The organism is Kitasatospora sp. NPDC005856, assembly GCF_040629945.1.
In the GTDB taxonomy this organism is placed as follows: domain Bacteria; phylum Actinomycetota; class Actinomycetes; order Streptomycetales; family Streptomycetaceae; genus Kitasatospora.
On sequence record NZ_JBEXWT010000027.1, the window covers coordinates 33,193 to 60,190 of the forward strand.

The following is a 26,998-nucleotide window of genomic DNA, read 5'->3' on the forward strand; positions in this document are numbered from 1 at the left end:
CGGAGGCGTGACGACGACTCGGAGGAAATCCGGGCGACTTCCGTCCGGATCCGATCCTAGAGTCGGCGGTGGAGGAGGCCCCACCGCGGAGCGGTCCTTCCACGGGCCCGTCGACGCCTCCGCGGCCCGTCGAGGCCTCCCCCACCATCCCCACCGACGAAGGAGTGATCCACCATGAGCACGTTCGTACTGGTCCCCGGATTCTGGATCGGCGCCTGGGCCTGGGACGAGGTGGCCGCGCCGCTGCGTGCCGCCGGGCACCGTGTGTACGCCGTCAGCCTGCCGGGGGTGGCCGAACGCGCGGTCGAGACGGGCGAGTTCGGGCTGGAGGACCACATCGCCGACCTCGCCGGGCTGCTGGTCGGGGAGGACCTGTCGGACGTCGTCCTGGTCGGGCACAGTGGCGCCTGCGCCCCGGTGGGCGGGCTCGCGGACCGGATGCCGGAGCGGATCCGCCGGGTGGTCTACCTGGACAGCGGCCCGCTGATCGACGGCTCCGCGGTCCAGGACATCTGGCAGCCCGACTACCGGCGGACGGCCGAGGCCTCGGTGGTCGACGGCCGTCTCCCGATGCCGTCCTGGGAGTACCTGGCCGAGCACGGCGCGAGCGTGGCGGGGCTGGACGAGGCCGCCCTCGCGCGCATCCGCTCCCGCGCCACCCCGCACCCGGCCGGGGCGTTCCGGGACCGGCTGCGGCTGACCGGCGCCGGAGCCGCGCTGCCGCAGGCGCTGGTGTCCTGCTCCTTCCCGCTCTCCCAGGTGCGCGAGCTGATCGCCGCCGGGCACCCGTACTTCGCCGGGATGTCCGGGCCGAACTGGGAGCTGCGCGAACTGCCCACCGGGCACTGGCCGATGTTCTCCCGCCCGGCCGACACGGCGGCGCTGCTGGCGGAGCTCGCCGCGCTCTGAGCCGACCCGTCGCCGGGCCCGGGCCCCGGTCTGTCCCGTCCGTGCCCACCGGTGTGCCCGACGGCGCCCTCCGCGTGTCCGTCCGTCGCGCAACCGCGCCCGGACCGGCAGGATGGGGCCCACGCCGTACCCGAGCGAGGAGCGAGCACCCGTGCGCGACCAGCCCAGCCGGACCGAACCACCGGACGCCGTGCCGGAGTTCCGGACGGGCCGCGGCCCGGCGCCGGCCGCCCCGCCGCGCGTCGCGCCCGGCTCCCGCGCCATGGCCGCCCCGCGGACGCGCGACGAGCCCGCGCGGTGGCCGCTGCGGGCGGTCCCGGTCGGGCCCGGGTACGGAACCGAAGGCGGCCGCGGCCCGCTCTCCCGCGGGGCCGCCCCGACCGGCGGCCGGGACGGGGACCGGCGCGCCCGGCCGCTCGACATCTGCGACCGCACGCAGGCCGCCCCCGCCAGGCCGGCCGGGGTGGCCACCGAGACGACGGAGGACAGGGCATGACCAGCACCGCCGAGGAGTACGACGTCATCGTCCTGGGGGCCGGCCCGACCGGCGAGAACGTGGCGGACCGGACGGTCGCCGCCGGGCTGCGCACCGTGATCGTGGAGGCCGAGCTGGTCGGCGGCGAGTGCTCGTACTGGGCGTGCATGCCCAGCAAGGCGCTGCTGCGACCGGTGGCCGCACTGGCCGAGGCCCGCGCGGTGGCCGGCTCCCGGGAGGCGGTCGGCGACGGGCGGCTGGACCCGGCCGCGGTGCTGGCCCGGCGGAACTCCTTCACCTCCGACTGGAAGGACGACGGCCAGGTGAAGTGGCTGCGGGACACCGGCATCGAGCTGGTCCGCGGCCACGGCCGGCTGGCCGGGGTCCGGACGGTGACGGTGGAGGCCGAGGACGGCGGCGAGCGGGTGCTCACCGCCCGGCACGCCGTCGTGGTGTGCACCGGCAGCCGCCCGGTGCTGCCCGCGCACGTGCCGGGGCTCGCCGAGGCCCACCCGTGGACCAACCGGGAGGCCACCGGCTCGCAGAGCGTTCCCGGGCGGCTGGCCGTGGTCGGCGGCGGGGTGGTCGGGGTGGAGATGGCCGCCGCCTGGCGGGCGCTCGGCTCCGAGGTGGTGCTGCTGGTGCGCGGTGAGAGGCTGCTGCCGCGGATGGAGCCGTTCGCGGGCGAGCTGGTGGCGCAGGGCCTGCGGGCCGCCGGGGTGGACCTCCGCTTCGGCACCGAGGTCACGGCGCTGGAGCGGGCGGACGGTTCCGGGCCGGTGACCCTCACGCTCGACGGCGGCGGGACGCTGACCGCCGACGAGGTGCTGTACGCGACCGGCCGGGCCCCGCGCACCGCCGACGTCGGGCTGGAACAAGTCGGCCTGAAGCCGGGCGACTGGCTGGAGGTGGACGACAGCTGCACGGTGCTCGGCGTGGACGGCGAGTGGCTCTACGCCACCGGGGACGTCAACCACCGGGCGCTGCTCACCCACCAGGGCAAGTACCAGGCCCGCATCACCGGCGCGGCGATCGCCGCCCGCGCCCAGGGGCGCCCGCTGGACACCTCGCGCTGGGGCGCGCACGCCGCGTCCGCCGACCTCGCGGGCGCGCCCCAGGTGGTGTTCACCCAGCCCGAGGTCGCCGCCGTCGGTCTGACCCGGGCCGCCGCCGAGGCGGCCGGGCTGCGGGTGAAGACCGTCGACCACGAGATCGGCTCCGTCGCCGGGGCCTCGCTCTACGGCGACGACTACCGCGGCCGGGCCCGGGTGATCTTCGACCTGGACCGGAAGGTCCTGGTCGGCGCCTGCCTGGTCGGCCCCGGGGTGGCCGAACTGCTGCACTCGGCGACCGTCGCGGTGGTCGGCGAGGTGCCGATCGACCGGCTCTGGCACGCGGTGCCCTCGTACCCGACGATCAGCGAGGTCTGGCTGCGGCTGCTGGAGGACTGCCGGGGGTAGCCCGCCGGCGCGGTCGTCCGGACGGCCGACGTTCTCGTCGGCCTCCCGGGTGACCGGCGCGGCGAGATGTGACCACCGGTGGACGGCGGGACACTGACAGGCGGGGGCCGTCCCGGGGGGCCGTACACGTGACCAGGTGGTGTGAGGCATGACCGAGGTGCTGTTGGCCGTCGGAACCGAGAAGGGCCTCTTTCTCGGCCGTAGCCGCGACCGGCTGACGTGGGAGTTCAGCGGGCCGCACTTCCCGATGAACGCGATCTACTCCGTCTCCGTCGACCGCCGCGACGGCCGGACCAGAATCCTGGTCGGCGCCGACAGCAGCCACTGGGGGCCCTCGGTCTGGCGCTCCGACGACCTCGGCGCCAGCTGGTACGAGCCGCCGCAGCCGGCCATCCGCTTCCCCGAGTCCACCGGCGCCTCGCTCACCCGGGTCTGGCAGCTCCATCCCGCCGGAGCGGAGGCCCCCGGCGTCGTCTACGCGGGCACCGAACCGGCCGCGCTGTTCCGCTCCACCGACGGCGGCGAGAGCTTCGCGCTGGTCGAGCCGCTCTGGAACCACCCGCAGCGGCCGCAGTGGGGCGCCGGCTACGGCGGCCAGGGCCTGCACACCATCCTGACCGACCCGCGCGACCCGCAGCGGCTGCTGGTCGCCGTCTCCAGCGGCGGCGTCTACCGCAGCAAGGACGGCGGCGACAGCTGGCAGCCCTCCAACACCGGCCTGCGCGCCGAGTTCTTCCCGGAGGAGGGCCAGTACCCCGAGTTCGGCCAGTGCGTGCACAAGGTCGCCCAGGACCCCGTCCACCCGGACCGGCTCTACCTCCAGAACCACGGCGGCGTCTACCGCAGTGACGACTGGGGCGGCAGCTGGCGCTCGATCGTGGACGGGCTGCCCGCCGAGTTCGGCTTCGCCGTGGCCGCCCACCCGCGCCGGGCCGACACCGCCTACCTCTTCCCGCTCGGCGGCGCGGACGACCGCATCCCGCCCGGCCGCCGCTGCCGGGTCTTCCGCACCACCGACGGCGGCACCAGCTGGCAGCAGCTCGCCGAGGGCCTGCCCGGCGAGGACCACTACGGCATCGTCCTGCGCGACGCCCTGCGCACCGACGACGCCGACCCGGCCGGCATCTACTTCGGAAACCGGACCGGCGACGTCTACGGCAGCCGGGACGAGGGCGAGAGCTGGTCGCTGCTGCTCTCCCACCTGCCGGACGTGCTCTGCGTCCGGGCCGCGGTGGTGGCCTGAAATAACCGGTTGCCCGGCCGCGGCGCCTCGGTGAGCATGGGCCGCCGTACGAACGATCGCGAGATCGTGAGCGAGATTCGTGGGCGAGATTGTGGGGTGGGCCATGGCCGAGGACTGGGTGGTCAAGCGGAGTGCCGACGGCGAGCCGGTGCTGCGCTACGTGCCGGGAGAGCGGGAGGGGCGGCCCTGGGCCGACCTGCTGGAGGTCCTGGACGCGTCGGCGGACGCCGCCGGGTACATCCGGGCCGAGCTGCCCGGGTGGGTGGTCTCCGGCCCTCCCGCGCTCGGACAGGAGCTGGTGGCGCACGGCGCGCGGGTGCTGCGGCACGCCCACACCTTCCGCCGCGACCTGCGCGCCGATCCCCCGCCCGCCGACTGGGCCGGCACGCCGCTGCGCGAAGGCCTGCGGGCGGTGCCCTGCGACCGCGCGCCGGAAGAGGTGTTCGAGGCCTGGCGGGCCGCCTTCGCCCCCGGCCACGTCGACCACTACCCGGTCTCGGATGCCGAGTCGCTGACCGAGCGGCTCACTCCGCTGCTCGAGGGGAAGGTCATCGGCCCGGTGCTGCCGTCCAGCCTGCTCGCGGTGGACGCCGAGGACCGCGTGGTCGCCGGGCTGATCCTCACCGACCGGGACGGCCTGCCCTGGGTCGCCGACGTCTTCCGCCACCCGGAGCGCGGCTACCGCGGTCTCGGCGCCGACCTGCTGCGCCGCACCCTCGGGGACGCCGCGGCGCGCGGGCACGCCGACGTGACCCTGGTGGTGTCCGAGGGCAACCCGGCCCGCCGGGTCTACGAGTCGCTGGGCTTCCTGCTCCAGGAGACCTCGCTGACGGTGGTCGTGCCCGACGCGGCCCAGGCGGTCTGACCGCGGCGCCCTGAGCCGCGGGAGCCCAGACCGCGGCGCCCTGGATCGCGGAGCCGTTGGACCGCGGAGCCGTGGACCGCGGCGGCCGGACCTCGCCCGCGCCCCGCGGTTCAGGGCCGGGCGAGCTCCAGGACCGCGATCCCGCCCAGCACGGTGAACGCGGCGGTCAGCCGCAGCCGGCCGAGCCGCTCGCGGAACACCACGGCGGCGATCAGCGCGGCGATCACGATGCTGGTCTCGCGCAGCGCAGCGATCGTCGCCAAGTCCCCCCGGGCCTGCGCCCACACCACCAGCCCGTACGCCGTCAGCGAGAGCACCCCGCCGACGATGCCCAGCGGCACCGCCCGGCCCGCCCCGGCGAGCAGGGCGGGACCGCGCCGGACCCGGACGATCAGCGCCAGCACCGGCCCCTGGAGCAGGAACAGCCAGGCCACGTAGCCGCCCACCGTCCCGGACGCCCGCACGCCGCTGCCGTCCAGCACCGTGTACACGGCGATCATCACGCCCGTCCCGGCCGCGGCCCCGAGTGCGGGCAGCTGCGCCCGCCCGGGTATCCCCCGGGCGAAGGCCAGGCCGAACAGCCCGCAGGAGATCACCAGCACGCCCAGCAGTTCGCCCGCGCCCAGGTGCTGGCCGAGCAGCGTGGCCGATATCAGCGCCACCAGCAGCGGCGCGCTGCCCCGGGCGATCGGGTACATCTGGCCGAAGTCGCCCAGCTGGTAGGCCCGAAGCAGCAGCACCGTGGACGTCACCTGGACCGCGACCGAGGCCAGCAGGTACGGCCAGGCGCCGGCCGCCGGCAGCGGGTTGAGCACCACCATGACGAGCGCGCAGGCCGTGTAGGTCAGGTTGATCAGCGTGAAGCCGACCAGTTTGTCCGGGATGCGGTGCGCCAGCCCGTTCCAGACGGCGTGCAGCACGGCGGCCGTGAGCACGGCCACCGGCACCGCCGGGACACCTCCGAACACCACGGACCTCCCCTCGAGCGGCCCGCCGGAACCGACGGACCTGGAACCGGATTCCACGCTACCCTAGATCCATGGAAGAGCGTTCCGAATTTCCCACGCCCCTGGAATCCCGGCTCGCGGCACGGATCCGGGCCCGGCTCGGCGAGCTGCGCGGCACCGAGGCCCGGGTCGCCCAGGTGGTGCTCGATCGGGGCGCCGGCCTGGTGCACCTGAGCGTCAGCGACGTCGCGACGCTGGCCGGCACCGCCCCCTCCTCGGTGGTCCGGGCCTGCCAGCGGCTGGGCTTCCGCGGCTACCAGGAGCTGAAGATCGCCGCCGCTCGGCAGGCCCCCGCCACCGCGCCCGCGCCCGCCGACGAGGGCGACCCGGCGGCCCGGGCGCTCACCGAGACCCTGAGCGCCGCCCGGGCCGCCCTGGACGGCCTCACCGCCACCCTCTCCGCGGCCGACCTGCGGGCCGCCGCCGAACTGCTGGACGGCGCGAGCCGGGTGGTGCTGCTCGGCGCCGGGCTGTCCGGCGCGGTGGTCCTCGACCTCGCCTACCGGCTGCGCGCGCTCGGCCTGCTGGTGGACGCCCCCGCCGACCCGGTCACCGCCCAGCTGGCCGCCGCCGGGCTCGCCCCGGGCACCGCCTGCCTGGCCGTCAGCCACACCGGCGCCACCCGCAGCGTGGTGGACGCCGCCCGGCTGGCCCGCGGGGCCGGGGCCGGGGTGCTGGCACTCACCAGCTACGCCCGGTCCCCGCTGACCGACACGGCCACCGTGACCCTGGTCGCGGGCGGCCAGGACCTGGTCTTCGGCCTGGAGACCACCGCCAGCCGGCTCGCCCACCTGGCCGCCGTGGACGCCCTCGCCCAGACCCTGCTGGCCCTGCGCGGCCCCCGGGCCGAGCGCGCCCTCAGCCTGTCGGCGGACGTCACCGCGGCCTACGCGTACTAGCGCACCGACCCACCGCACCGGTCGCGGACGGCGCCCGCCAGGACACCGGTCAGAACACCTAGCCCTTGTGCCCGCCCTCGATCCGGGCGCCGCGCACCACGACCATGGTCAGGCCGACCGCGACCAGCAGTTCCGCCCAGAAGAACGCCGCGTAGTCCAGCAGCGAACCGATCGGCGGGTTGCCGGGCGCGGCGTTGCGCATGCCGACCAGGGCGAACAGCGTGGCCGCCATCCAGCCGAGGGCGGGCCAGACGATCCCGCGCCGCTGTCGGACGATGAGCCAGGCCGCCACCAGCACGGACAGCGCCAGCGCCCACATCGCGGCCATCATGAACCAGGCCAGGATGAAGGTGCTGCGCGAGCGGCTGATCCGCTCGGTCACCGCGATGCCGCCGTCCTCGCTCACCTCGTCGGTCTGCCGGAAGACGAAGAAGGGGTCGGCCCCCGTCAGGCCGATCACCACCGGGGCGGGCCGCCCGCCGACGGTGGCCTGGAACCCGACCAACGCGTTGTAGTGGTCGAACGGGTAGTCCGAGACCCGCCCGTCGAAGAGGCTGAAGGACACCGCGCTGGAGCCGATCTGCTGACCGGCCGGGTACCTGAGCGTGCTCTGTTCCAGCGAGGTGGTCTCCAGCACGACGTCCCCCGCCGGGACCAGCGGGCTGTCCGCCTGCCCCAGGGCGCCGTGCGGCTGGACCAGGACCTTCGCCGTGAGCGTCTGCGCGGCCGCGTCCACCCGCTGCAGCGTCACGTCGACCTCCAGGAAGTCCGGCCCGGGCGCGGTGCCCACCACCTGGGCGTGGTCGCGGCTGGAGCGCTCGTCGAGGTAGAGCAGCAACCCGGCCGCGCAGAACAGCAGGATCGCCGCCAGCACCGCGTACGGGCGCCAGGGCGCGACCCTGGGCACAGGCGCCGCGCTCCGCGTGGCCCGCACCCGGGCGTGGATGCGGACCCGCGGCCGGGCCGCCGGGCGCGTGCTCCGGACGACCCGCCGGTGCGGCGGCGCGCTCATCGGCCTGCTCCCACGGTCGGCGGTGGCGGCTCCGGGTGCCGCCTGTCCCGCCACCCTCCGGGCGGCCGCGGCCGGGGCGCAACCGCACGGGGCCGATCGGGCTGACCGGGGCCTCGGCGGGGACGTCGGCCGGGAACCCGGCGCAGGACCCGGCCGGGGAGCCGCCGGGAACCCGGCCGCAGGGTCCGCCGGAGACTCGGCTGCGGAGTCCCCGGAGACTCGGCAAAGAGGCTGGTCGGAGGGGCTGTGTAGGCTCAACGGTCATGGCGAGGGTGACGCGGGACGATGTGGCACGGGTGGCGGGGACGTCCACGGCGGTCGTGAGTTATGTGATCAACGACGGGCCGCGGCCGGTGGCGGCGGCGACCCGGGCGCGCGTGCTCGCGGCGGTCGAGGAGCTCGGCTACCGGCCGAACCGGGTCGCCCAGGCGATGGCCCGACGGCGGACCGACCTGCTCGGGATGGTCGTTCCGGACGCCCGCCAGCCCTTCTTCGCCGGGCTCGCGCACGCCGTCGAGCAGGCCGCAGCCGAGCACGGCCGGCTGCTGCTGATCGGCAACTCCGACTACGCCGACGAGCGCGAGGCCCACTACATCCGCGCCTTCCTCGGGATGCAGGTGGACGGTCTGATCCTGGTCACCCAGGACCCGGCCACCCCCGGGCTGACCGGCTTCGACGTGGCCGACGGCACCCCGGTCGTGTTGCTGCACCACCGGACCGAGAGCGCCGACGGCGTCGCCGTGGTCGCGGACGACGAGGGCGGCGCCCGCGAGGTGGTCCGTCACCTGCTCGGGCACGGCCACGCCGAGGTGCACTGCTTCGGCGGCACCCTCGCGCTCAGCCCGCACGACCCGGTCACCGGGCGGACGGCCGGCTGGGCCGCCGCGCTGAGGGAGGCCGGGCTGCCCACCGAGGGGCGGCTCCTCCCGGCGCCGTTCGACCGGGTCCGGGCGCATGCCGCGGCGCTCACCCTGCTCGCCCGGCCCGACCGGCCGTCCGCCGTGTTCTGCGCGACGGACGACCAGGCGATCGGCCTGCTGCGGGCCGCCGACGACCTCGGCATCCGGGTGCCGGAGGACCTCGCGGTGGTCGGCTTCGACGACATCGCCGAGGCGGTGATCGCCGGGCCCGCGCTGACCACCGTCACCACGGCGCAGGACGAGATGGCCCGCGCCGCACTGGAACTCGTCCTCGGCGGGCCGGAGCGCCGCGCCCAGGGCACCCGCACCTTCCCCACCCAGCTGGTGGTCCGGCGCTCCTGCGGCTGCCCGCCGGCCGGGGCCGGGGCCTGACACCGGGGGCCTGACACCGGGGACGAGGGGTCGAGAACGAGGGGCCGGGGGGACGAAGGCCCGGCCTCGGGCCTGCCCGGGCCCCTCAGTCCTCGAGCAGTTCGTCCGCGAGCAGATCCATCAGCAGGTTGTCGTGCCAGGCGCCGTCCGGGCCGCGCTCGTACTGGCGCATGGTGCCGACGGTGCGGAAGCCGACCTTGGTGTAGCAACGGATCGCGGCGAGGTTGTCCGCGGCCGGGTCGATCACCAGCCGGTGGTAGTGGTGGTCGTGCACCAGGTGCCGGGCCATGGTGCGCACGGCGTCGGTGCCCAGGCCCAGGCCGTGCACCGTCGGGTCGAGGTAGAGGTCCATCCCGGCGTGCCGGTACTCGTCGTCGTTGTTGGCGTACCACTGGATGGCGCCGACCACCTTGCCGCCGAGGTCGATCGCGAAGGTCTCGGTGCCGGGCGATTCCAGGTCGTTGGCGACCTCGCCGGCCAGGTCCTCGCCGCCCCGCCAGCGGGAGAACACCTCGGGCGTGCCGCGGATGGCCGCCAGCGCCGGAATGTCCTCGCCGGTGGCCGGGCGGAGCGTGACCAAGGTGCCGTGCAGAATCGTCCCCATATGGGGCATGTTGGCACGGAAACCCCGGTCCGGCGAGTGTTTTCGGACCACCGTCCGGCCCTTCCGGCGTGCGGCCGCCGGGCCGGGACGGCAGGGCCCGTGGGGCGGGCGGCCGAGCATCAGACGGTGGGGCGCGCCGGGTCCCCGAGGGGGCCGAGCCAGACGGCGGTGACGGAGCTGACGCAACGGGCGCCGCAGTGGTCGCCGGGGACGACGAGCTGCGGGCCGGCCCCGTCCAGCGGGGCGCCGTCCATGCTGGTGGCGAGCAGGATCTCCTGGCCCCCGAAGTCCGGGTCGATCTCCGCCCAGGAGACCACCGCCCGGTGGCCGTCGGCGCCGGCCACCGAGAGCAGGAAGCGCAGCCGCTGCTTGCGGCCGGAGAAGTCGATCCGGGGACGGGCGGCGCGCAGCACGTCCAGCAGTGCCGGGCCCTCGTAGCCGTGGCGCCGCTCGCCGGCGCTCCGGCAGTCGAAGCTGACCTCGACGCGGCGGGAGGGCAGGGCGCGCAGTTGCGCGACCGTCAGCTCGGCGGGGCGGTCGAAGTGGCCGTGGAGTCGGACGGTGGGTTCCGGCGGGGTCATGGGTGCTCCCTCCTCGCGGGCCGCGGCGCCGCGGCCCGCGAGGAGGACTACCCGAGCGGCCGTCCCGGCATTCGCAGATGCGATGGGCCCGGCTGATTCCTGCTCGCAGTTGCGGGCCCCCGTTGTGGATCAGTCGCGAACCGGTCGCGGGGCGATCCCGGACCGGTCGCGGAGCGGGCACGGATCGGGCGGAGCCGGAAGAATTCTCCGCAGCGGGTGTCGATCACACGCCGGCCCGTTCGACACAGGGGTGAGAGGTGGGGAGAGGCCCCGCCCGCGACCGAGGAGTCACCATGCCGCGCTTCATCACGCTGATCCGCATCGACGAGCAGGCCCGCGAGGGGTGGGAGCCGGACCCGGGCTTCGAGCAGCGGATGGGGGCCCTGTTCGAGGAGATCACCAAGGCCGGCGTGATGCTGGAGACCGCCGGCCTCACCCCGACCTCCCAGGGCACCCGGTTGACCTGGAACGACGGGAAGATCGGCTACACCGACGGTCCGTTCACCGAGACCAAGGAGGTCGTCGGCGGCTACGCCATCCTCCAGTGCAAGGACCAAGCCGAGGCCCTGGAGTGGACCCGGCGCTTCCTCCAGGCCCACCCCGTGCACTGGCCGGTCGGGGCGGAGGTCCGGCAGATCGACGAGACGCCCGAGCCGCCGAAGTGACGCCGTGGCGGTGATTGCCTCCCTCTCCGTCGGCTGCTCTGATGGGTGGCCGTGACGGAGAGGGCTGTTACCCGAAGAACCGTGGCGGTGGCCGTGGAGACGGTGTTCCGGATCGAGTCCGGCCGGATCATCGCCGGGGTCGCCCGGATCGTCCGGGACGTGGGCATCGCCGAGGAGCTGGCACAGGACGCGGTGGTGGCCGCGCTGGAGCAGTGGCCACGGGAGGGCGTTCCGAACAATCCGGGCGCCTGGCTGGCGGTCACCGCCAGGCACCGGGCGATCGACCTGGTCCGCCGCCGGGAGGTCTACGCCCGCAAGCTCACCGAGGTGGGACGGTCGGCGCAGGACGTGCCGCCGCCGGAACCGGCCGAGCCGGACGGCATCGACGACGACCTGCTGCGGCTGATCTTCACCGCCTGCCATCCGGTGCTGCCGGCGGACTCCCGGATCTCCCTCACCCTCCGGCTGCTCGGCGGCCTCACCACACCGGAGATCGCCCGCGCCTTCCTGGTGCCCGAGTCGACGGTGGCGCAGCGGATCGTCCGGGCGAAGCGGACGCTGGCGAAGGCGGAGGTGCCGTTCGAGGTGCCGTACGGGGAGGACCGGGCGCAGCGGCTCTCCTCGGTGCTGGAGGTCATCTACCTGATCTTCAACGAGGGCTACTCGGCGACCGCGGGGGACGACCTGCTCCGCCCCCAGCTGTGCGAGGACGCGCTGCGGCTGGCCCGGGTACTGGCCGCGCTGATGCCGGCCGAACCGGAGGCGCACGGACTGGCCGCGCTGCTGGAGTTCCAGGCCTCGCGCACGGCCGCCCGGACCGGGCCGGACGGGCGGCCGTTGCTGCTGGCCGAGCAGAACCGGGCCCACTGGGACGGATTGCTGATCCGCCGCGGCTTCGACGCCCTGCAGCGGGCGGGCATCGGACCGTACTCGGTGCAGGCCGCGATCGCCGCCTGCCACGCCAAGGCGCGGCGCTACGCGGACACCGACTGGGCGACCATCGCCGCGCTGTACGAGCGGCTGCTGGTGCTGTCGCCCTCCCCGGTGGTGGCACTGAACCGGGCGGTGGCGGTCTCGATGGCCCAGGGCCCGGCGGCGGCGCTGGAGCTGGTCGACGAGCTGGCGCGGGAGCCGGCGCTGCGCGGGTACCACCTGCTGCCGAGCGTGCGGGGGGACCTGCTGGCCCGGCTGGGGCGGGTGACGGAGGCCCGGGCGGAGTTCGAGCGGGCGGCGGGGCTGACCCGCAACCAGCGGGAGCGGGAGCTGCTGCTGGAGCGGGCGGCGGCGCTGGGCTAGACCGGGGCGGGGCAGGGGACCAGCGGCGCAGGGGGCAGGGGGCAGGGGGCAGGGGGCAGGGGGCAGGGGGCAGGGGGCAGGGGGCAGGGGGCAGGGGGCAGGGGGCAGGCTAGGCGTCCTCCAGGCGCAGCCGGGCGCTGACCGCGCCGAGGCCCTCGGCGAGCACCGTGAGCTGCTCGCGGGTGAGCACGTCGATCAGCAGCTCTCGCACCAGGGCGACGTGCCCGGGCGCGGCCTGGCGCAGCGCCTCCCGCCCCTGCTCGGTGAGTTCGGCGATGACGCCGCGCACGTCGCTGGGGCAGGAGCGGCGGGCGACCAGGCCCGCCCGCTCCAGCTGGGTGACCTGGTAGGTGAGGCCGCTCTTGGAGGTGACCAGCTTGTCGGCGAGTTCGGTCATCCGCAGCGAGCCGTCGGGGGCCGCGGACAGGTGCACCAGGATCTCGTACTGCTGGTGGGAGAGCCCGGAGTCCTCCTTGAGCTGGCGTTCCAGCCGCCGGTTGAGCAGGTTGCTCGCGACGACGAAGCCCCGCCAGGCGGCGGCCTCGTCCGGGTCCAGCCAGCGGGGTTCGTTCAGTGGGGACATGGGACGAAGCCTACTCCTGTTGTTCAAATTCGAACGAAGGTGTACCGTCGGTCGCAGTAGAGGTTCAAATTTGAACTATCTGACCACCCCATCGGAGAACGGTCCCGAGGAGGACGCCATGAGCACCGCGGCCCCCGAGCGCATGCCCGCCCTGTACCTGTCGCACGGCGCGCCGCCGCTGGCCGACGACCCGATCTGGCCGGGCGAGCTGGCGGCCTGGTCGGCCGACCTGCCCCGGCCCAAGGCCGTGCTCATGGTCTCCGCCCACTGGGAGGAGGCCCCGCTCGCGCTCGGCGCCGTCACCACCGTCCCGCTGGTGTACGACTTCTGGGGCTTCCCCGAGCACTACTACCGGGTCCAGTACGCCGCCCCCGGCGCACCGGAGCTCGCCGAGCGCGTGCGCAAGCTGCTCCGCGCCCCCGGCACGCCCGTCCAGGACATCCCCGACCGCGGACTCGACCACGGTGCGTACGTCCCGCTGGTGGAGATGTACCCGGACGCCGACGTCCCGGTGCTCCAGGTCTCGCTGCCCACCCTCGACCCGCAGCGGCTGATGGAGATCGGCCGCAAGCTCGCCCCGCTCCGCGACGAGGGCGTGCTGATCGTCGGCAGCGGCTTCTTCACCCACAACCTGCGGGCGCTCAGCAGCGACGGCCGGATCACCTCGGTGATGGCCGAGTTCGACGACTGGGGCCGGCGCGCCCTGGAGGCCCACGACCTGGACGCGCTGCTCGACTTCGAGCACAAGGCCCCGGCCGGGCGCCTCGCCCACCCGCGCACCGAGCACTTCGCCCCGCTGTTCGTCACCCTCGGCGCCGGCGAGGCCGACCTGGACAGCCAGCGCAGCGTCATCGACGGGTTCTGGATGGGCCTGGCCAAGCGTTCGATCCAGCTGGGGTGAACACCGGCGCCGCGACTATCATGTGACGCTCCGTCGAAGGAGTGACCATGCGCAACGGCGACGCCGTACGAGCCGCCCTGGACGCCTCACTCGCGGTCCTCGCCCCGCACACCGAGGACCGCGACTGGGACGTGCCCGCCGGACTCCTGGAGTGGAGCTGTCGCGACACCGCCGCCCACGTCGCCCACGACCTGCTGGCCTACGCCGGTCAGCTCGCCGCCCGCCCCCGGGACCGCTACCTGCCGCTGGACCTCACCATCCGGCCCGAGGCCGGCCCGGCCCAGGTGCTCACCGTGGTCACCGCCGCCGGGCAGCTCCTCGCCACCGCCCTGGACGCCGCCCCGCCCGAGCTGCGCGCCTACCACCACGGGCCCTGCGAGCCGCTCGGCTTCGCCGCCATGGGCGTCGCCGAGACCCTGCTGCACACCCACGACATCACCAGCGGCCTCGGCCTGCCCTGGCGGCCGCCCGCGGAGCTGTGCCGCCTCGCGCTCGACCGGCTCTTCCCCGACGCGCCGCGGGAGCCGACCGCCCATCCGGCGGAGGTCCTGCTCTGGTGCACCGGGCGCGGGGAGCTGAACGGCCGCCCGCGCAGGACCTCGTGGACCTGGCGGGCGGCCGTGGGCGAGTGGCCGGACTGATCCGGGACCAGTCCGGGAGTGATCAGGAGTGATCCCGGCCGAGCCGGTCGGTCACGCGCTCTCGGTGGCGGCGCGCTCGGCCCGGCTGCGCTCGACGCAGAACTCGTTGCCCTCCGGGTCGGCCAGGGTGACCCAGCCCGTGCCGTCCGGGCGGCGGTGGTCCGCCAGCACGGTGGCGCCCAGGGCGGTCAGACGCTCCACCTCCTCGTCCCGGCCGCGGTCCTGCGGCTGGAGGTCGAGGTGGGTCCGGTTCTTCGCCGACTTGCCCTCGGGCACCCGGATGAAGAGCAGCGAGGCGCCCGCGGAGTCCACCAGCACCTCCTCGTCGCCCGGCTTGTCGCCCTCGCCCAGGGTGCCGTCCAGCGCCTGCGCCCAGAAGGAGGCCAGGGCGTACGCGTCGGCGCAGTCGATCGTCACATGTCGCACTAGAGAAGCCATGCGCCTACTCTGACCGGCGCGGTTCGGGCCCGTCCAGCCATTTCCTGGAGTGCCGGTGGCCGTCCAGCGGGTACGGCGGGAAGGCCGGGACGATCTCCGTGAGCGGGTAGCCGCTCTTCTCCGCGACCCGGCAGGAGGCGTGGTTGTCGCCCTCGTGCAGCAGGTCGAGCCTGACGAGCCCGTCCCCGGCGAAAGTGGCGAAGGCCCAGGCGGTGAGGGCCTCCAGCGCGCGCGGGGCCACCCCCCGGCCGCGGGCCGGACCGGCCGTCCAGTACCCCACCTCGGCCCTCTCCCCGCCCGGGGCGCCGCGCTTGAGCACGACGTTGCCGACCAGCTCGCCGGCGGCCAGGACGGCGAAGGCGTACCTGGTACCGGCCGCCCGGCCCTCGCACTGGAGGCGCAGCCAGTGCGCGGCCTGCTCGGCGTCGTCCACCGGGGTGCGGGTGAAGCGGCGCAGGGTCTCGTCCCGGTAGGCCTCGATCAGGGCGGGCGCGTCGGCGTCCTCGAAGGGGCGCAGCAGCAGGCCGTCGGCCACCAGGGCCGCGGCGCCGGTCACTTGGGGCCCGCCCAGCCGCAGCCCGGGGTCGGGCCGGGCTCGTAGGGCGTGGCGGGCCGTCGGTCGTTCATGGATGTGCTCCCCGTGGCTGGACCGTGCGTTGCGATCTTCCTAGCAGGCGCGGGGCGCGAAAGGCGTTCCCCGGGCCCGCTGTTCGCGCCGGGCTCAGCAAGCGGAGCGCGAGCCTCCCACTCGGCCCCGGTGCCCACGGGCGCGGACACGGTACCCGCGGGCGCGGACACGGTACCCGCGGGCGCGGACACGGTACCCGCGGGCGCGGACACGGTATCCACGAACGCGGATACGGTGCCCGCGGACGGGTGACACCCCCGATCGGGGGTGTGCAGGGCGCGGGCGGGGGAGGACAGTGGGCGCATGCAGATTCCACTCTCCGTGATGGACTTCCTCGACCGCGCCGAGCTGGTCTACGGCGACCGGGTCGGCATCGTCGACGAGCCGGTGCAGCCGGCCGAATCCTGGGGCGAGCTGAGCTACCGCAGGGTCGCCGAGCTGGCCCGGGCCCAGGCCGCCGGGCTGGACCGGCTCGGTGTCGGGCCGGGCGAGCGCGTCGCGGTCGTCTCGCACAACTCGGCCCGGCTGCTCACCTCCTTCTTCGGGGTGAGCGGGTACGGCCGGGTGCTGGTGCCGGTGAACTTCCGGCTGAAGGCCGAGGAGGTCTCGTACATCGTCGAGCAGAGCGGCGCCTCGGTGCTGCTGGTCGACCCCGAGGTCGCCGACGCCCTGAGCGGGGTGGTGGCCAAGCACAAGTTCGTGCTCGGCGCGGACAGCGACGCCGTGCTGTACGACTTCGACGGCACCCCGCGGCGGTACGCGGTGGACGAGAACGACACCGCCACCATCAACTACACCAGCGGAACCACCGCCCGCCCCAAGGGCGTCCAGCTCACCCACCGCAACGTCTGGCTGAACGCGACGCTGATGGGCCTGCACTTCGGCGCGAACGACCGGGACGTCTACCTGCACACCCTGCCGATGTTCCACGCCAACGGCTGGGGCCTGCCGTTCTCCCTCAGCGGGCTCGGCGCCCAGCACATCGTGCTGCGCAAGGTGGACGGCGCGGAGATCCTGCGCCGGGTCGAGCGGCACGGGGTGACCTTCCTGTGCGGCGCACCCGCCGTGGTCCAGATGGTGCTGGACGCGGCCGCCGACTGGGACGGCCCGGTGCCCGGCCGGGACCGGGTGCGGATGATCGTGGCCGGCGCCCCGCCGCCGACCTCGGTGGTGCAGCAGGTCGAGGAGCAGCTGGGCTGGGAGTTCATGCAGATCTACGGCCTGACCGAGACCTCCCCGGTCGTGACGGTGAACCGCTCGCGGTCCGAGTGGGACGCGCTGCCGGCCGCCGAGCGGGCCGAGAAGCTGGTGCAGGCGGGCGCCCCGGCGCTCGGCACCCAGCTGCGGGTGGACCCGTCCGGAGAGGTGCTGGTGCGCTCCAACACCGTGCTGGACGGCTACTGGCAGCAGCCGGAGGCCTCGGCCGAGGCACTGGCGGACGGCTGGTTCCACACCGGTGACGGCGGCACCCTCACGGACGGGTACCTGACCATCTCCGACCGCAAGAAGGACGTCATCATCAGCGGCGGGGAGAACGTCTCCTCGATCGAGGTGGAGGACTGCCTGTACGACCACCCGGCGGTCGCCGAGACGGCGGTGATCGGCGTGCCGGACGAGAAGTGGGGCGAGACGGTGAAGGCGCTGGTGGTACTCCGGGAGGGCCACGGGGCTGTCACCGAGGCCGAGTTGATCGCGCACTGCAAGCAGCGGCTGGCCGGATACAAGTCGCCCACCACGGTGGAGTTCCGGGACGCCCTGCCGCGCACCGCCACCGGGAAGCTGCAGAAGTTCCGGCTGCGCGAGCCGTACTGGACCGGGCGGGACCGTCAGGTCAACTGACGAGCCCCGCCTCCCTTGCCGCGACGGCGAGTTCGGTCCGGTTGCGGACGCCGAGCTTGTGCATCGCGGACTTGAGGTAGCCCGTCACGGTGTTGCAGGTCAGGCCCAGTCGGGCGGCGATCTCCGGGTTGGTCCGGCCGGTCGCCGCCCAGCGCAGCACCTCGTGCTCGCGCGGGGTCAACGGCGGGACGGGGACGGCCTTCCGGGGCCGTTCACGGCTCCAGGCGGCGGCCCCGGCCAGCGCCCGGGCCGCCGCCTTCGCCAGCGCACCGACCGCGGAGATCCGCACGTCCCCGAACGGAACGACGCTGCGCAGCGAGGCGTACACCACGCCGCGCACGGCGCCGCCTTCCATCAGCGGGACGGTGAGCATCGCGTACAGGTCCTCGGCGGCCACGGCCGCGTCGTAGTGGTGCGAAATCGTCGTCGCCGCACGGTAGTCGGGCACCCAGGTGGGCGCGCGTTCGGCGAGCGCCCGGCCTCCGAGGCCGAGGCCGGCCGGGACGGGAACGTCGTGCAGCAGGTCGGCCCGGGTGCCGGCCCAGTGCCGCAGCACCATGCCCTCGCTGCCGGGGCGGCTCCCGGGCAGCGGCTCGGGCACGCCGACCAGGCCGACGTCGACACCGCACTCGGCCACCACCCGGCGGGCGAGGTCACCGAGCACGGCGTCCCGCACCAGCTCGGCGGCGCGCGCGGCGAGTTCGGGGTCGTCGGGTCGCGCAGCGTCGGCGGGGGGTTGCGCAAGGTGGGGGTCCGCAGCCCTGGTCATCGCGGAATTGTCACACGCGGTGGGGCCGGTGGCGAGAGTACTGACAGGCGTGTTTCGTGGAGTCGCGGACGCCGGCGAGCGGGCGGGCATAGGGTGCGCCCGTGGCTACCGGCGGGTAGTAACGATCAGGTGGTCACTGCCGGGTGACCACCGCCCGGGCGGCCGCTGCCGAGTGGCGCCCACCTCGACCGAAAGGGAATCCGATGCCGGAGGGAAAGCCGATGACCGACCCGAACGCCCCGGGCGATGTCCTGGGCGGGCTGCTGGCGGACCTACGGGCCGAGAGCGCGGTGCTGGACGACCTGGTCGCCGGGCTGCCCGCCGAGGGCTGGGCCCGCCCGACGCCCGCCGAGGGATGGACGGTGGCGCACCAGATCGCCCACCTGGCCTGGACCGACGACTGGACGGCCCTGGCCGCCCGCGACCCGGAGGGCTTCGGCACCTCGCTCGGCGGGCGCTTCCACGAGCTGGTGACGGCCGGCGCCGACCCGGTGGAGGAGGGCGCCCGCACGGGTGCGGCCGCCGAGCCCGAGGCGCTGCTCGCCCGCTGGCGGGCCGGGCGGGCGGAGGTGCTGGAGGCGCTCGCCGCCGCCCCGGCCGACGTCCGGCTGCCCTGGTTCGGCCCGCCGATGAAGCCCGCCTCGATGGCGACCGCCCGGCTGATGGAGACCTGGGCGCACGGCCAGGACGTCGCGGACGCGCTCGGCGCCACCCGCGAGCCCACCGACCGGCTGCGGCACATCGCCCACCTGGGGCTGCGCACCCTGGGCTTCGCCTTCACCCTGCACGGACTGCCCGCGCCCGAGCAGCCGGTCCGGCTCGACCTGACCGCGCCCGGCGGCGGGGCCTGGTCCATCGGCCCGGCCGGGGCGCAGGACGTGGTGTCCGGCCCCGCCCTGGACTTCTGCCTGCTGGTGACCCAGCGCCGCCACCGGGACGACCTCGCCCTCACCGCCACCGGGCCGGTCGCCACCGCCTGGCTGCCGATCGCCCAGGCCTTCGCCGGGGCGCCGGGCAAGGGGCGGCAGCCCGGGGCGCGGGCCTAGGGAACGGGCCCGGGGGGCCGGCAGTCGGGCCCCCGGGGGCGGGGGTCCCGCTCAGAGGCCGATCCGGAGCGGGGTGAGCCGGGTGGCGATCAGGTTGGTGGCACCCCGGTCGCGCTCGATGTGGCCGTGGACCAGCAGCCCGGCCCGGTCCAGGGCGGTGCGGCGCTGGGACTCCCAGACCGGGCGGTTGCAGATCACGTTGATCAGCCCGGTCTCGTCCTCCAGGCTGAGGAAGAGCACCCCGCCGGCCGTCGGCGGCCGCTGCCGGTGGGTGACCAGGCCGCCGACCACCACCGCCGTTCCCGGTGGTACGTCCGGGAGCCGGTCGGCGGGGAGGGCGCCGCCGCGCTCCAGCTGGGCGCGCAGGTGCTGGAGCGGGTGGCTGGTGGCGGAGGTGCCGGTGGCCCACAGGTCGGCGATGGTCTCCTCGACCGGGCTCATGCCGGGCAGTTCCGGAGCCTCGGTGCCGGGAGTGCTGCCGGGGATCAGATCGGCCGAAATCCCGGCGAACGCCCCTGCCGCCCACAGTGCCTGACGTCTCGTCAGACCGAAGCGGTCGAAGGCCCCGGCCGTCGCCAGCGCCTCCAGGACGGGCCCGGGCAGGCCGGTGCGGCGGGCGAAGTCCTCCAGGTCGGCGTACGGCTGCCCGGCCACGATCGCCTCGGCCTGCGGGGTGCCGATGCCGCGCACCGTCTCCAGACCGAGCCGGATCGCCGGCTGCGGGCGCCCGGCGGTCAGCGGCGGCTCGGGGGTCGGCCCCCGGTACGGCTCCAGGGTGGGCCGCGCCCCGCTGGCGTTGACGTCCACCCCGCGCACCCGCACGCCGTGCCGGCGGACGTCCGCGACCAGGCTGAGCGGCGAGTAGAAGCCCATCGGCTGGTTGGCCAGCAGGGCGCAGGTGAAGGCCGCCGGGAAGTGGTGCTTCAGCCAGGCGCTGGCGTACACCAGGTAGGCGAAGCTGATCGCGTGGCTCTCCGGGAAGCCGTAGTTGGAGAAGGCCTCGATCTTGCCGTAGACGTCCTCGGCCACCTCGGGCGGGATGCCGCGCTCGGCCATCCCGGTGAGCAGCCGGTCGCGCAGCCGGGCGACCCGCTCGTGCGAGCGCTTGGCGCCCATCGCCTGCCGCAGCCGGTCGGCCTCGGCCGGGGTGAACCCGGCGCAGTCGATGGCGAGTTGCATCATCTGCTCCTGGAACAGCGGCACCCCCAGGGTCTTGCCGAGCGCGTTCTCCATCAGCGGGTGCGGGCAGCCGGCCGGCTCCACCCCGGCGCGACGGCGCAGGTACGGGTGGACGGAACCGCCCTGGATCGGCCCGGGGCGGATCAGCGCGACCTCGACCACCAGGTCGTAGAAGTGGTCCGGCTTGAGCCGGGGCAGGGTCGCCATCTGGGCCCGGGACTCGACCTGGAACACGCCGACGGTGTCGGCCCGGCGCAGCATCGCGTACACGCCCTTGTCGTCGTCCGGGATGGTGGCCAGGTCGTAGTGCAGGCCGTGGTGTTCCGCGACCAGGTCGCAGGCGTCGTGCAGGGCGGCGAGCATGCCGAGGCCGAGCAGGTCGATCTTCACCAGTCCGGCGCCGGCGGTGGACTCCTTGTCCCACTGGAGCACGGAACGCCCGGGCATCCGGGCCCACTCGGTGGGGCAGATCTCGCCGATCGGCTCCCGGGTGAGCACCATGCCGCCCGAGTGGATGCCCAAGTGGCGGGGCAGGCCGTGGAGTTGGCCGGCGAGCGAGAGCACGTCGGCTGGGATGACGGCGTCCGCGCCCGGGGCGGAGCGGAAGTCGGTCTGCCGGCTGAACGCGTCCACCTGCCCCTGCGGGTAGCCGAGCACCCGGGCGGCGTCGCGGATCGCCAGCCGGGGCCGGTAGGTGATCACGTTGGCGACCTGGGCGGCGTGCTCGCGCCCGTAGCGGCCGTAGACGTACTGGATGACCTCCTCGCGGCGGCGGTTCTCGATGTCCAGGTCGATGTCGGGCGGCCCGTCGCGGGCGGTGGAGAGGAAGCGTTCGAACAGCAGCTTGTAGTGGATCGGGTCGACGGCGGTGATCCCGAGGGCGTAGCAGACCGCCGAGTTGGCGGCCGAGCCGCGGCCCTGGCACCAGATGTCCCGGCTCCGGCAGAAGTCCACGATGCCGTGCACGATCAGGAAGTAGCCGGCCAGGTCGAGGTCCTCGATCACGTCCAGCTCCTTGCCGAGCTGGCGGCGGGCGGCGGCGTTGCCGGGGCCGAAGCGGGCCGGGCCGCCGGCCGCGACCAGGGCGCGCAGGTGGCTGATCTCGGTCTCGCCCTCGGGGACGGGGAAACCGGGCAGCTCCGGGTCCAGCCGGGCGAAGTCGAAGGCGCAGGACCGGCCGAGTTCGGCGGTGGCCCGCTGCACCCCGGGGAAGCGGGCCAGCCGGCCGGCCATCTCGCGGCCCGAGCGCAGGTGCGCGGTGCCGGCCGCCCGGGTCCAGCCGACCGCGTCCTGGAGGGTGCGGCGTTCGCGCAGCGCGGCGAGGCTCTGCGCGAGGCGGCCCTGGGCGGGGCCGGCGTGGTGGGCGTTGGTGGAGGCCACGACGGGGAGCCGCACTTTGGCGGCGAGGGCGGCGAGGGCGTCGTTGCGCCGGTCGTCGCCGGGCAGCCACTGGTCGATCAGCTCGACGTGGACGCTCTCGGGGCCGAACGCCTCGGCGAGGGTACGGAGCCGGCGCTCGGCCTCGCCCTGGTCGGGCAGCGCGGCGGGGACCCGGCCGAGCCGGCAGCCGGTGAGCACCGCCCAGTGGCCGTCGTGCGCCCCGGCGAGCGCCGCGAGGTCGTACACCGGGTTGCCCTTCGCACCGCCGGCCAGCTGGGCGGCGGCGATCGCGGCGGACAGGCGGCGGTAGCCGGCCGGGCCACGGGCGAGGAGCAGCAGGTGTTCCTCCGTCCCGTCGCCCGGCCTGTGGCCCGCCCCTCCGTCACGGATGGTCAGCTCGGCGCCGAACACGGTGGCCAGGCCCGTGCCCCGGGCCGCCTCGGCGAGCCGGACGGCTCCGTACAGGCCGTCGTGGTCGGTGATCGCGAGGGTCTCCACGCCCAGCCAGACCGCCTCGGCGACCAGGTCCTCCGGATCGCTGGCGCCATCCAGGAAACTGAAGGCGGAGTGAACGTGCAGTTCGGCCCAGGGCTCGGCGGCCTTCCCGGAGGATGACCCGAACTCGGCGTCCGGAGGTGGGAGTTCGGCCGGAGCGGAGCGGCGCAGCGGGACGACCGTACGGTCCGGCGCCGCGCCGGTCAGCCGGCGGTGCAGTTCGCTCCAGGGGAGGGTGGGGTGGCTCGTGAAGCCCATCGGGGGTTGCCTTCGTCGTTCTCGTGCTCGTTCCGCTCCCCCCGGGTGCCGGATCGGCTAGTCGTAGCCGGCCTCCAGGTACCAGGCACCCCCCTCCACGGTGAGCAGCAGCGCCCGGCCGCCGCCCACCACGACCTGGAACCGCGCCCGGCGCCGGGCCAGCGACCGGTCCCACCAGTACTCGACCGCCGGCCAGGGCCCGGTCCAGCCGTCCACCCGCTCCTCCCGGCCCCGGACCACGACCAGGGCCGGACGGGCCGACACCCCCGCCCGGCCGTCCACCGTGACCGGCTGCCCGGCTCCGTCCAGCACCCGCACCGGCGCGGGCTCCCGCAGCACCACGGCGGGCCACACCTCCGGCAGCCGCCCCGGCCAGGGCGCGTCGGTCGGCACCGCCGCCTCGTACGGCTCGCCCCACGGCACCTTCACCGCCTGCTCGCCCGGGCCGCGTCCGCCGGCCGGCTCGATCCGGCGCAACCCCGCGTGGCCGAGCACCGCCTGCACCCGGGCGACCGCCCGCTCCACCCGGTCGTCCGCGACGGCCTGGCCCCACAGCGCGAGCTGGCGGCCCTGGTCCGGGGAGAGGCCGTCGGGGGCCAGCCGGAGCAGGGTGAAGCCCGTGTCCTCGCCGCCTCCCCCGTCGCCGGTGAAGGTGCCCGCGCCCTGCCAGGCCTGGAGCTGCCAGCGGACCCGCTCGGCCAGCGCCGTCGCGGACAGCCGGCCCTCGTGCCGCCACAGCCGGGAGGCCGTCCGGCCGTCCGCGCAGGCCACCTCGACGGCCACCCGGCGGCAGGTCAGCCCCGCCCCGGCCAGCCGCTGGTGCAGCTGCTCGGCCAGTGTGCGGGCGACGAACACCAGCGGCTCGGCCACCGGCTCCGGCGGGTCGAAGCGCTGCTCGACGGCGAGGTCCGGTTCCTCGTCGCGCGGCACCAGCGGGCGCGGCTGCAGACCACGGGCCAGCCGGTGCGCGACAGCCCCGGACGGGCCGAAGCGGTCCGCGACCGACTCGGCCGGCAGGGCGGCGAAGGCCCCGACGGTGGGCAGACCGAGCCGCCCGAGCAGTTCGGCCAGCGCCTCGTCGCCCAGCGCGCTCACCGGGTACGGGGCGAGGAACTCCGCCGTCCGGCCGGCCGGGACCAGCACCCCGGCCCGGGCGGCGAGCACGGCGGCGAACAGGCCGTCGGCGACGCCGACCTGGGCCTGGGGGGTGGCTGGAGCCTGTGGGTGGGCTGGGACCTGTGGGTGGGCTGGGATCTGGGGGTGGGCTGGGACCTGGGAGGTGGCTGGGGCCTGAGGGGTGGCCTCGGGTCGGGAGCCGGTCGCCGGGCGGGCCTCGACGGCCACCGCGCCCGGGACGGCATCCGGGACGAGGGGCTGCCCGAGGGCGTCCGCCACCGCCCTGCCGACCTTGCCGGCCAGCGCCTCCTCGCCGCCGAAGTAACGGCCCGGTCCCTTCACCGGGATCGCGCACAGGCCCGGGCGGATCACCTCCACCCGGGGCGTGAACGCCTCCACCGCCGCGACCACCGGCTCGAAGCGGCGGGTCTCCGCCTCCGGGTCGCGGTCGCGCAGCTCCAGCTCCGGGCAGAGCCGCTGGGCCAGCTTGAGTCGCTGCCCCTGCCGCACCCCGGCCGCCCGGGCGCCCGCCGAGCAGGCGAGGATCCGCCCGCCCTCGGTCACCGCGACCGGGTCGTCGCCGGTGACGGCCACCACCGGCCAGTCCGGGCACCAGACCACCAGCACCCTGGGGGTTCTGTCGTCCGCCATCTCAGACCACCGCCGCCACCCGGGGTGCCCTCGGTTCCACCGCAGGTTCCGCCGCAGGTGATGCCGGTACCGCCGACAGCGCCGCTACCGCCGCTACCGCCGGGTCCGCCGGGTCCGCCGCCGGCTGCTCCCGGAGCGGGCGCACCGCGCCGTACTCGTCGGGCAGCCAGAGCCGGACCGTCCGGCCGCGCACCGCCGAGCCGCGGCCCTCGGCCACCACCTCGACCTGCCGACCGACGAGCTGCCCGTGGCCGTCGCCCAGCCCGAACCAGCGCCCGGAGCGCACCCCCAGCCGCAGTGCCGCGCCCGGCCACGGCCCGGCGACCAGCAGCACGCAGCCGCTGCGCCGGAGCACCGCCGCCAGCCGGGCGGCCAGCTTCGGCGGCACCGGCCCGTCCGGGCGCAGCATGATCAGCTCGACCGCGCCGGCCAGCACCGAGACCACTTCGGCCCAGTGCGGCCCCGGATCGTCCGCGACCAGCAGCCGCCGCAGGTCCAGCCCGTACCCCTCGGCGGCGGCCAGCCCCAGGTCCGGCAGTCCGACCGCCGCGGCCCAGCCGCCCTCGGTCTCCTTCACCCCGGCGGCGAGCGCCAGCAGCAGCCCGGTGTCCCCGCCCGCCACCGACACCGCCGTCCCCCGGCGCAGCCCGGCGTCGGGCAGCACCTCCCGCAGCGCGGACGGCACCGGCAGCAGCCCCCGGGGCTCCGCCGTCCGCCCGGCGTCCGGCGTCGCCCACCCTTCTCGTTCCCCCCGCTCCCCCGGCACGGCAGCCGGAGACGCCACCGGGCGGAGCACGGGGCGTGCAGGCTGCTCGGCGGTGGATTCGAAAACAGATTCGAAAACGGGCACAACCCCAGGATCGAACATTCGTTCGCAAAGATTCAAGTCCACCTCGTCCACCCCACCCGTCACTCTCCGTATACCGAAGCGCGAAGTCCGGCGTGTCCCAGCGGGGTTTGACCTCGGCTTCCCCGGTGGGACCGCGCAACCACGGTTGCCGTCCGGAGTCACGATCGGCGACGGGACCTCGGCTACGGTTGCGGGGTGAACAGATCGACTGCACGGGACGGGCCGACACCGGCGGCCCGCCCCGGCCCGGCGCGCTGTTGCCCCTCCTGGCCGGCGACGAGGACGTCGTCGCGTTCTTCACCGGGGTCGCCGACCTCGATGCGACGAGCCCGGCGGACCACGAGCTGGAGGACGGAGTCCGTCTCGCCTCCGGGGCCCGGCTGGAGCAGTTCGCGCGGGCGGGCACAGGAGACGCCTTCTGCTTCGTCGGCGAGGGCGGCGAGGAACGCCCGGTGGTGTACGTGAGCCTCGACGGCGAGGCCGGCCCGCTCGCCCTCGGACTGCCCGAGCTGCTGGAGCTGTGCCTCGTGGCGCCGTGGTGGCGGGACGCCCCCGGACGGACGGCCGAAGAACTCCGGGCCGTCGCCGACGGTTACCGGGAGGACGTCCCCGACCTCGACGAGCGGCGCCACCGCGCGACCCGGGCGCTCGGCCTCGACCCCGCCGCGCTTCCGTCCGAGGCCACGGCCCTCGCTCGACTCGCAGAGCTCTCCCAGGGGCCGGTCGCCACGGAGTGCCTCGTCCTCGGGTACGAGGACGAACCGCTCGACCCCCTGTTCGGCGCCGACCGGATCTGACCGCCCGTCCAGGCCTGGACCCCGGACGACTTTTCCGCGCCGCGAGCCGAATCCTCTGCCGAGCCGAATCCTTTGTGGCGCCCCACGCCTCTTATCAACGTTCCGACAACCGTCGGACACGGAATCCGGAGGTAGTGATGGTCATTGGAATCGGCATCGCCGTCGCCCTGGTGCTGCTCTGCACCTGCATGCTGGTCGTGAAGCGCAAGCGAGCCGGGCGTGGCTGAATCGACCTGGCCCGGCGAGCAGTTGATCGCCGCCGCGCAGGGCGGTGACGTCGACTCGATCACCGCGCTGGTGTCGGGCTCGCACCCCAATGTGCAGCGGTTCGCCCGCTCCCTCTGCGCCTCCCCGGAGGACGCGGAGGACGCGGCGCAGGAGGCCCTGATCATCCTGTACCGCAAGATCGGGATGCTGCGGGCCTCCGGCGCCCTGGCCTCCTGGATGTTCCGCATCGTCCGCAACGAGTGCCTCCGGCGCGCGCGGACCCGACTGCGGGACCACGCTACGCCGTTGCAGCGGGACGCCTCCGTGGACTCGGCCGAGGAGGCGGTCCTGCGACGTCTGGAAGCGGAGCGGGTGGCGGCCGCGGTCGCCGCCCTGCCGTCCGACCAGCGCCGGGTGCTGATCATGCGGGACGTCCAGGGCTACAGCGGCCGGATGGTCGCCGACGCCCTGGGCCTCAGCACGGCCGCGATGAAGTCCCGCCTGCACCGGGCCCGTTCGGCGGTACAACGGACTCTGCGGGCCCCCCTCGAACCGGTCCCCGGAGGGAACGATGGCCGCAACGACGACCGCACCGAAGCATGAGGCCGGGGCCGGCGCCGGCCCCGAAGGCCCCGACTTCGCCAGCAAGTCCCTGCCCGAGCACATCGCGCGCGGCGTGGTGGGCTTCGGCTCGCTGATCGGATCGGTCGCCCTCATCCCGCTGGTCGGACCGGTCAGTCTGGTCCTGCTGCCGATCGGTCTGTTCGCCCTGCGCGGCTGCCCGATGTGCTGGGCGATCGGCCTGATGCAGACCGTCTCGCGGGGCCGCCTCCAGCGCTCCTGCGAGGACGGCCAGTGCAGGCTGACCGTCGCCGGACACGACAAGCGCGGTGAACAGGGCCCCTTCTGACC

General features: G+C 75.2%; 27 protein-coding genes. 16 read left to right on the forward strand and 11 right to left on the reverse strand.

Annotation, left to right across the window (positions count from 1 at the left end; genetic code table 11):
* The first annotated feature begins 174 nt into the window (after positions 1-174).
* The 5 genes from ABZ449_RS18380 to ABZ449_RS18400 all read left to right on the forward strand — a co-directional run bounded on the left by ABZ449_RS18380 (position 175) and on the right by ABZ449_RS18400 (position 4,952).
* Positions 175-909, forward strand: a complete 735-nt coding sequence (locus ABZ449_RS18380) for an alpha/beta fold hydrolase (RefSeq protein WP_360346790.1) — start codon at positions 175-177, stop codon at positions 907-909.
* A gap of 151 nt (positions 910-1,060) precedes the next feature.
* Entirely contained in the window at positions 1,061-1,405 is a 345-nt protein-coding gene (locus tag ABZ449_RS18385) for a hypothetical protein (protein WP_360346792.1), read from the forward strand.
* On the forward strand, positions 1,402-2,844 hold the full coding sequence (locus ABZ449_RS18390; RefSeq protein ID WP_360346794.1) for an NAD(P)/FAD-dependent oxidoreductase: 1,443 nt from the start codon (positions 1,402-1,404) through the stop codon (positions 2,842-2,844). The genes ABZ449_RS18385 and ABZ449_RS18390 overlap by 4 nt, the downstream gene beginning before the upstream one ends.
* Positions 2,845-2,992: 148 nt before the next feature.
* Positions 2,993-4,087 carry an exo-alpha-sialidase gene (locus tag ABZ449_RS18395; RefSeq protein ID WP_360346796.1) on the forward strand — a complete coding sequence of 365 codons (1,095 nt, stop codon included), beginning with the start codon at positions 2,993-2,995 and terminating at the stop codon, positions 4,085-4,087.
* Positions 4,088-4,190: 103 nt separating this feature from the next.
* A complete protein-coding gene (locus ABZ449_RS18400; protein WP_360346798.1) occupies positions 4,191-4,952 on the forward strand; it encodes a GNAT family N-acetyltransferase in 762 nt (253 codons plus the stop codon).
* Positions 4,953-5,062: 110 nt separating this feature from the next.
* Here ABZ449_RS18400 and ABZ449_RS18405 read toward each other — a convergent pair whose 3' ends face one another.
* Positions 5,063-5,923 (reverse strand): DMT family transporter, encoded by an 861-nt coding sequence (locus tag ABZ449_RS18405; RefSeq protein ID WP_360346800.1) that lies wholly within the window; start codon positions 5,921-5,923, stop codon positions 5,063-5,065.
* 68 nt (positions 5,924-5,991) lie between these two features.
* Between ABZ449_RS18405 and ABZ449_RS18410 the strand changes: the two genes are divergently transcribed.
* Positions 5,992-6,858 (forward strand): MurR/RpiR family transcriptional regulator, encoded by an 867-nt coding sequence (locus tag ABZ449_RS18410; protein WP_360346802.1) that lies wholly within the window; start codon positions 5,992-5,994, stop codon positions 6,856-6,858.
* A gap of 58 nt (positions 6,859-6,916) precedes the next feature.
* On the opposite strand, the gene ABZ449_RS18415 is transcribed toward ABZ449_RS18410, so the two are convergent.
* Positions 6,917-7,765 (reverse strand): DUF4436 family protein, encoded by an 849-nt coding sequence (locus tag ABZ449_RS18415; RefSeq protein WP_360346804.1) that lies wholly within the window; start codon positions 7,763-7,765, stop codon positions 6,917-6,919.
* A gap of 368 nt (positions 7,766-8,133) precedes the next feature.
* Here ABZ449_RS18415 and ABZ449_RS18420 point away from each other — a divergent pair, with 368 nt between their 5' ends.
* The gene (locus ABZ449_RS18420; RefSeq protein ID WP_360346806.1) at positions 8,134-9,162 is read left to right on the forward strand and encodes a LacI family DNA-binding transcriptional regulator; all 1,029 of its coding nucleotides are present in this window, start codon (positions 8,134-8,136) and stop codon (positions 9,160-9,162) included.
* An 85-nt stretch (positions 9,163-9,247) separates the two neighbouring features.
* Here ABZ449_RS18420 and ABZ449_RS18425 read toward each other — a convergent pair whose 3' ends face one another.
* Complete coding sequence (locus tag ABZ449_RS18425) at positions 9,248-9,766, reverse strand: GNAT family protein (protein WP_360346808.1); 519 nt, start codon at positions 9,764-9,766, stop codon at positions 9,248-9,250.
* A gap of 119 nt (positions 9,767-9,885) precedes the next feature.
* Positions 9,886-10,347, reverse strand: a complete 462-nt coding sequence (locus ABZ449_RS18430) for a molybdopterin-dependent oxidoreductase (RefSeq protein WP_360346810.1) — start codon at positions 10,345-10,347, stop codon at positions 9,886-9,888.
* Positions 10,348-10,640: 293 nt separating this feature from the next.
* Here ABZ449_RS18430 and ABZ449_RS18435 point away from each other — a divergent pair, with 293 nt between their 5' ends.
* Positions 10,641-11,012: a YciI family protein gene (locus tag ABZ449_RS18435; protein ID WP_360346812.1), complete on the forward strand. Its 372-nt coding sequence runs from the start codon at positions 10,641-10,643 to the stop codon at positions 11,010-11,012.
* Between the two features lie 81 nt (positions 11,013-11,093).
* Positions 11,094-12,308 (forward strand): RNA polymerase sigma factor, encoded by a 1,215-nt coding sequence (locus tag ABZ449_RS18440; protein ID WP_360346814.1) that lies wholly within the window; start codon positions 11,094-11,096, stop codon positions 12,306-12,308.
* Between the two features lie 109 nt (positions 12,309-12,417).
* Here ABZ449_RS18440 and ABZ449_RS18445 read toward each other — a convergent pair whose 3' ends face one another.
* Complete coding sequence (locus ABZ449_RS18445) at positions 12,418-12,882, reverse strand: MarR family transcriptional regulator (RefSeq protein ID WP_360346912.1); 465 nt, start codon at positions 12,880-12,882, stop codon at positions 12,418-12,420.
* A 127-nt stretch (positions 12,883-13,009) separates the two neighbouring features.
* On the opposite strand from ABZ449_RS18445, the gene ABZ449_RS18450 reads away from it, so the two are divergent.
* The gene (locus tag ABZ449_RS18450; RefSeq protein ID WP_360346816.1) at positions 13,010-13,792 is read left to right on the forward strand and encodes a class III extradiol ring-cleavage dioxygenase; all 783 of its coding nucleotides are present in this window, start codon (positions 13,010-13,012) and stop codon (positions 13,790-13,792) included.
* A 47-nt stretch (positions 13,793-13,839) separates the two neighbouring features.
* On the forward strand, positions 13,840-14,433 hold the full coding sequence (locus ABZ449_RS18455; protein ID WP_360346818.1) for a maleylpyruvate isomerase N-terminal domain-containing protein: 594 nt from the start codon (positions 13,840-13,842) through the stop codon (positions 14,431-14,433).
* Between the two features lie 51 nt (positions 14,434-14,484).
* On the opposite strand, the gene ABZ449_RS18460 is transcribed toward ABZ449_RS18455, so the two are convergent.
* Both ABZ449_RS18460 and ABZ449_RS18465 read right to left on the reverse strand, forming a co-directional pair.
* Entirely contained in the window at positions 14,485-14,871 is a 387-nt protein-coding gene (locus tag ABZ449_RS18460; protein WP_360346820.1) for a VOC family protein, read from the reverse strand.
* Between the two features lie 4 nt (positions 14,872-14,875).
* On the reverse strand, positions 14,876-15,427 hold the full coding sequence (locus ABZ449_RS18465) for a GNAT family N-acetyltransferase (RefSeq protein ID WP_360346822.1): 552 nt from the start codon (positions 15,425-15,427) through the stop codon (positions 14,876-14,878).
* A gap of 375 nt (positions 15,428-15,802) precedes the next feature.
* Here ABZ449_RS18465 and ABZ449_RS18470 point away from each other — a divergent pair, with 375 nt between their 5' ends.
* On the forward strand, positions 15,803-17,338 hold the full coding sequence (locus ABZ449_RS18470; RefSeq protein WP_360346824.1) for an AMP-binding protein: 1,536 nt from the start codon (positions 15,803-15,805) through the stop codon (positions 17,336-17,338).
* Here the strand turns inward: ABZ449_RS18470 and ABZ449_RS18475 are convergent.
* A complete protein-coding gene (locus ABZ449_RS18475; RefSeq protein WP_360346826.1) occupies positions 17,331-18,107 on the reverse strand; it encodes a LuxR C-terminal-related transcriptional regulator in 777 nt (258 codons plus the stop codon). The two genes, ABZ449_RS18470 and ABZ449_RS18475, sit on opposite strands and share 8 nt — an antisense overlap.
* Before the next feature lie 221 nt (positions 18,108-18,328).
* Between ABZ449_RS18475 and ABZ449_RS18480 the strand changes: the two genes are divergently transcribed.
* Complete coding sequence (locus ABZ449_RS18480) at positions 18,329-19,153, forward strand: TIGR03084 family metal-binding protein (protein WP_360346828.1); 825 nt, start codon at positions 18,329-18,331, stop codon at positions 19,151-19,153.
* 51 nt (positions 19,154-19,204) lie between these two features.
* On the opposite strand, the gene ABZ449_RS18485 is transcribed toward ABZ449_RS18480, so the two are convergent.
* From ABZ449_RS18485 to ABZ449_RS18495, 3 genes are read right to left on the reverse strand one after another with little or no spacing between them, the layout of a single operon-like run.
* A complete protein-coding gene (locus ABZ449_RS18485; RefSeq protein ID WP_360346830.1) occupies positions 19,205-22,465 on the reverse strand; it encodes an error-prone DNA polymerase in 3,261 nt (1,086 codons plus the stop codon).
* A 57-nt stretch (positions 22,466-22,522) separates the two neighbouring features.
* On the reverse strand, positions 22,523-24,232 hold the full coding sequence (locus ABZ449_RS18490; RefSeq protein ID WP_360346832.1) for a DNA polymerase Y family protein: 1,710 nt from the start codon (positions 24,230-24,232) through the stop codon (positions 22,523-22,525).
* Position 24,233: 1 nt separating this feature from the next.
* Positions 24,234-25,016 carry a hypothetical protein gene (locus ABZ449_RS18495; protein WP_360346834.1) on the reverse strand — a complete coding sequence of 261 codons (783 nt, stop codon included), beginning with the start codon at positions 25,014-25,016 and terminating at the stop codon, positions 24,234-24,236.
* Between the two features lie 254 nt (positions 25,017-25,270).
* Between ABZ449_RS18495 and ABZ449_RS18500 the strand changes: the two genes are divergently transcribed.
* The 3 genes from ABZ449_RS18500 (at position 25,271) to ABZ449_RS18510 (ending at position 26,996) form a co-directional block, all read left to right on the forward strand.
* Entirely contained in the window at positions 25,271-25,879 is a 609-nt protein-coding gene (locus ABZ449_RS18500; RefSeq protein ID WP_360346836.1) for a hypothetical protein, read from the forward strand.
* Between the two features lie 219 nt (positions 25,880-26,098).
* Positions 26,099-26,689 (forward strand): RNA polymerase sigma factor, encoded by a 591-nt coding sequence (locus tag ABZ449_RS18505; protein WP_360346838.1) that lies wholly within the window; start codon positions 26,099-26,101, stop codon positions 26,687-26,689.
* Entirely contained in the window at positions 26,658-26,996 is a 339-nt protein-coding gene (locus ABZ449_RS18510) for a hypothetical protein (RefSeq protein WP_360346840.1), read from the forward strand. The genes ABZ449_RS18505 and ABZ449_RS18510 overlap by 32 nt, the downstream gene beginning before the upstream one ends.
* The last annotated feature ends 2 nt before the right edge of the window (positions 26,997-26,998 follow it).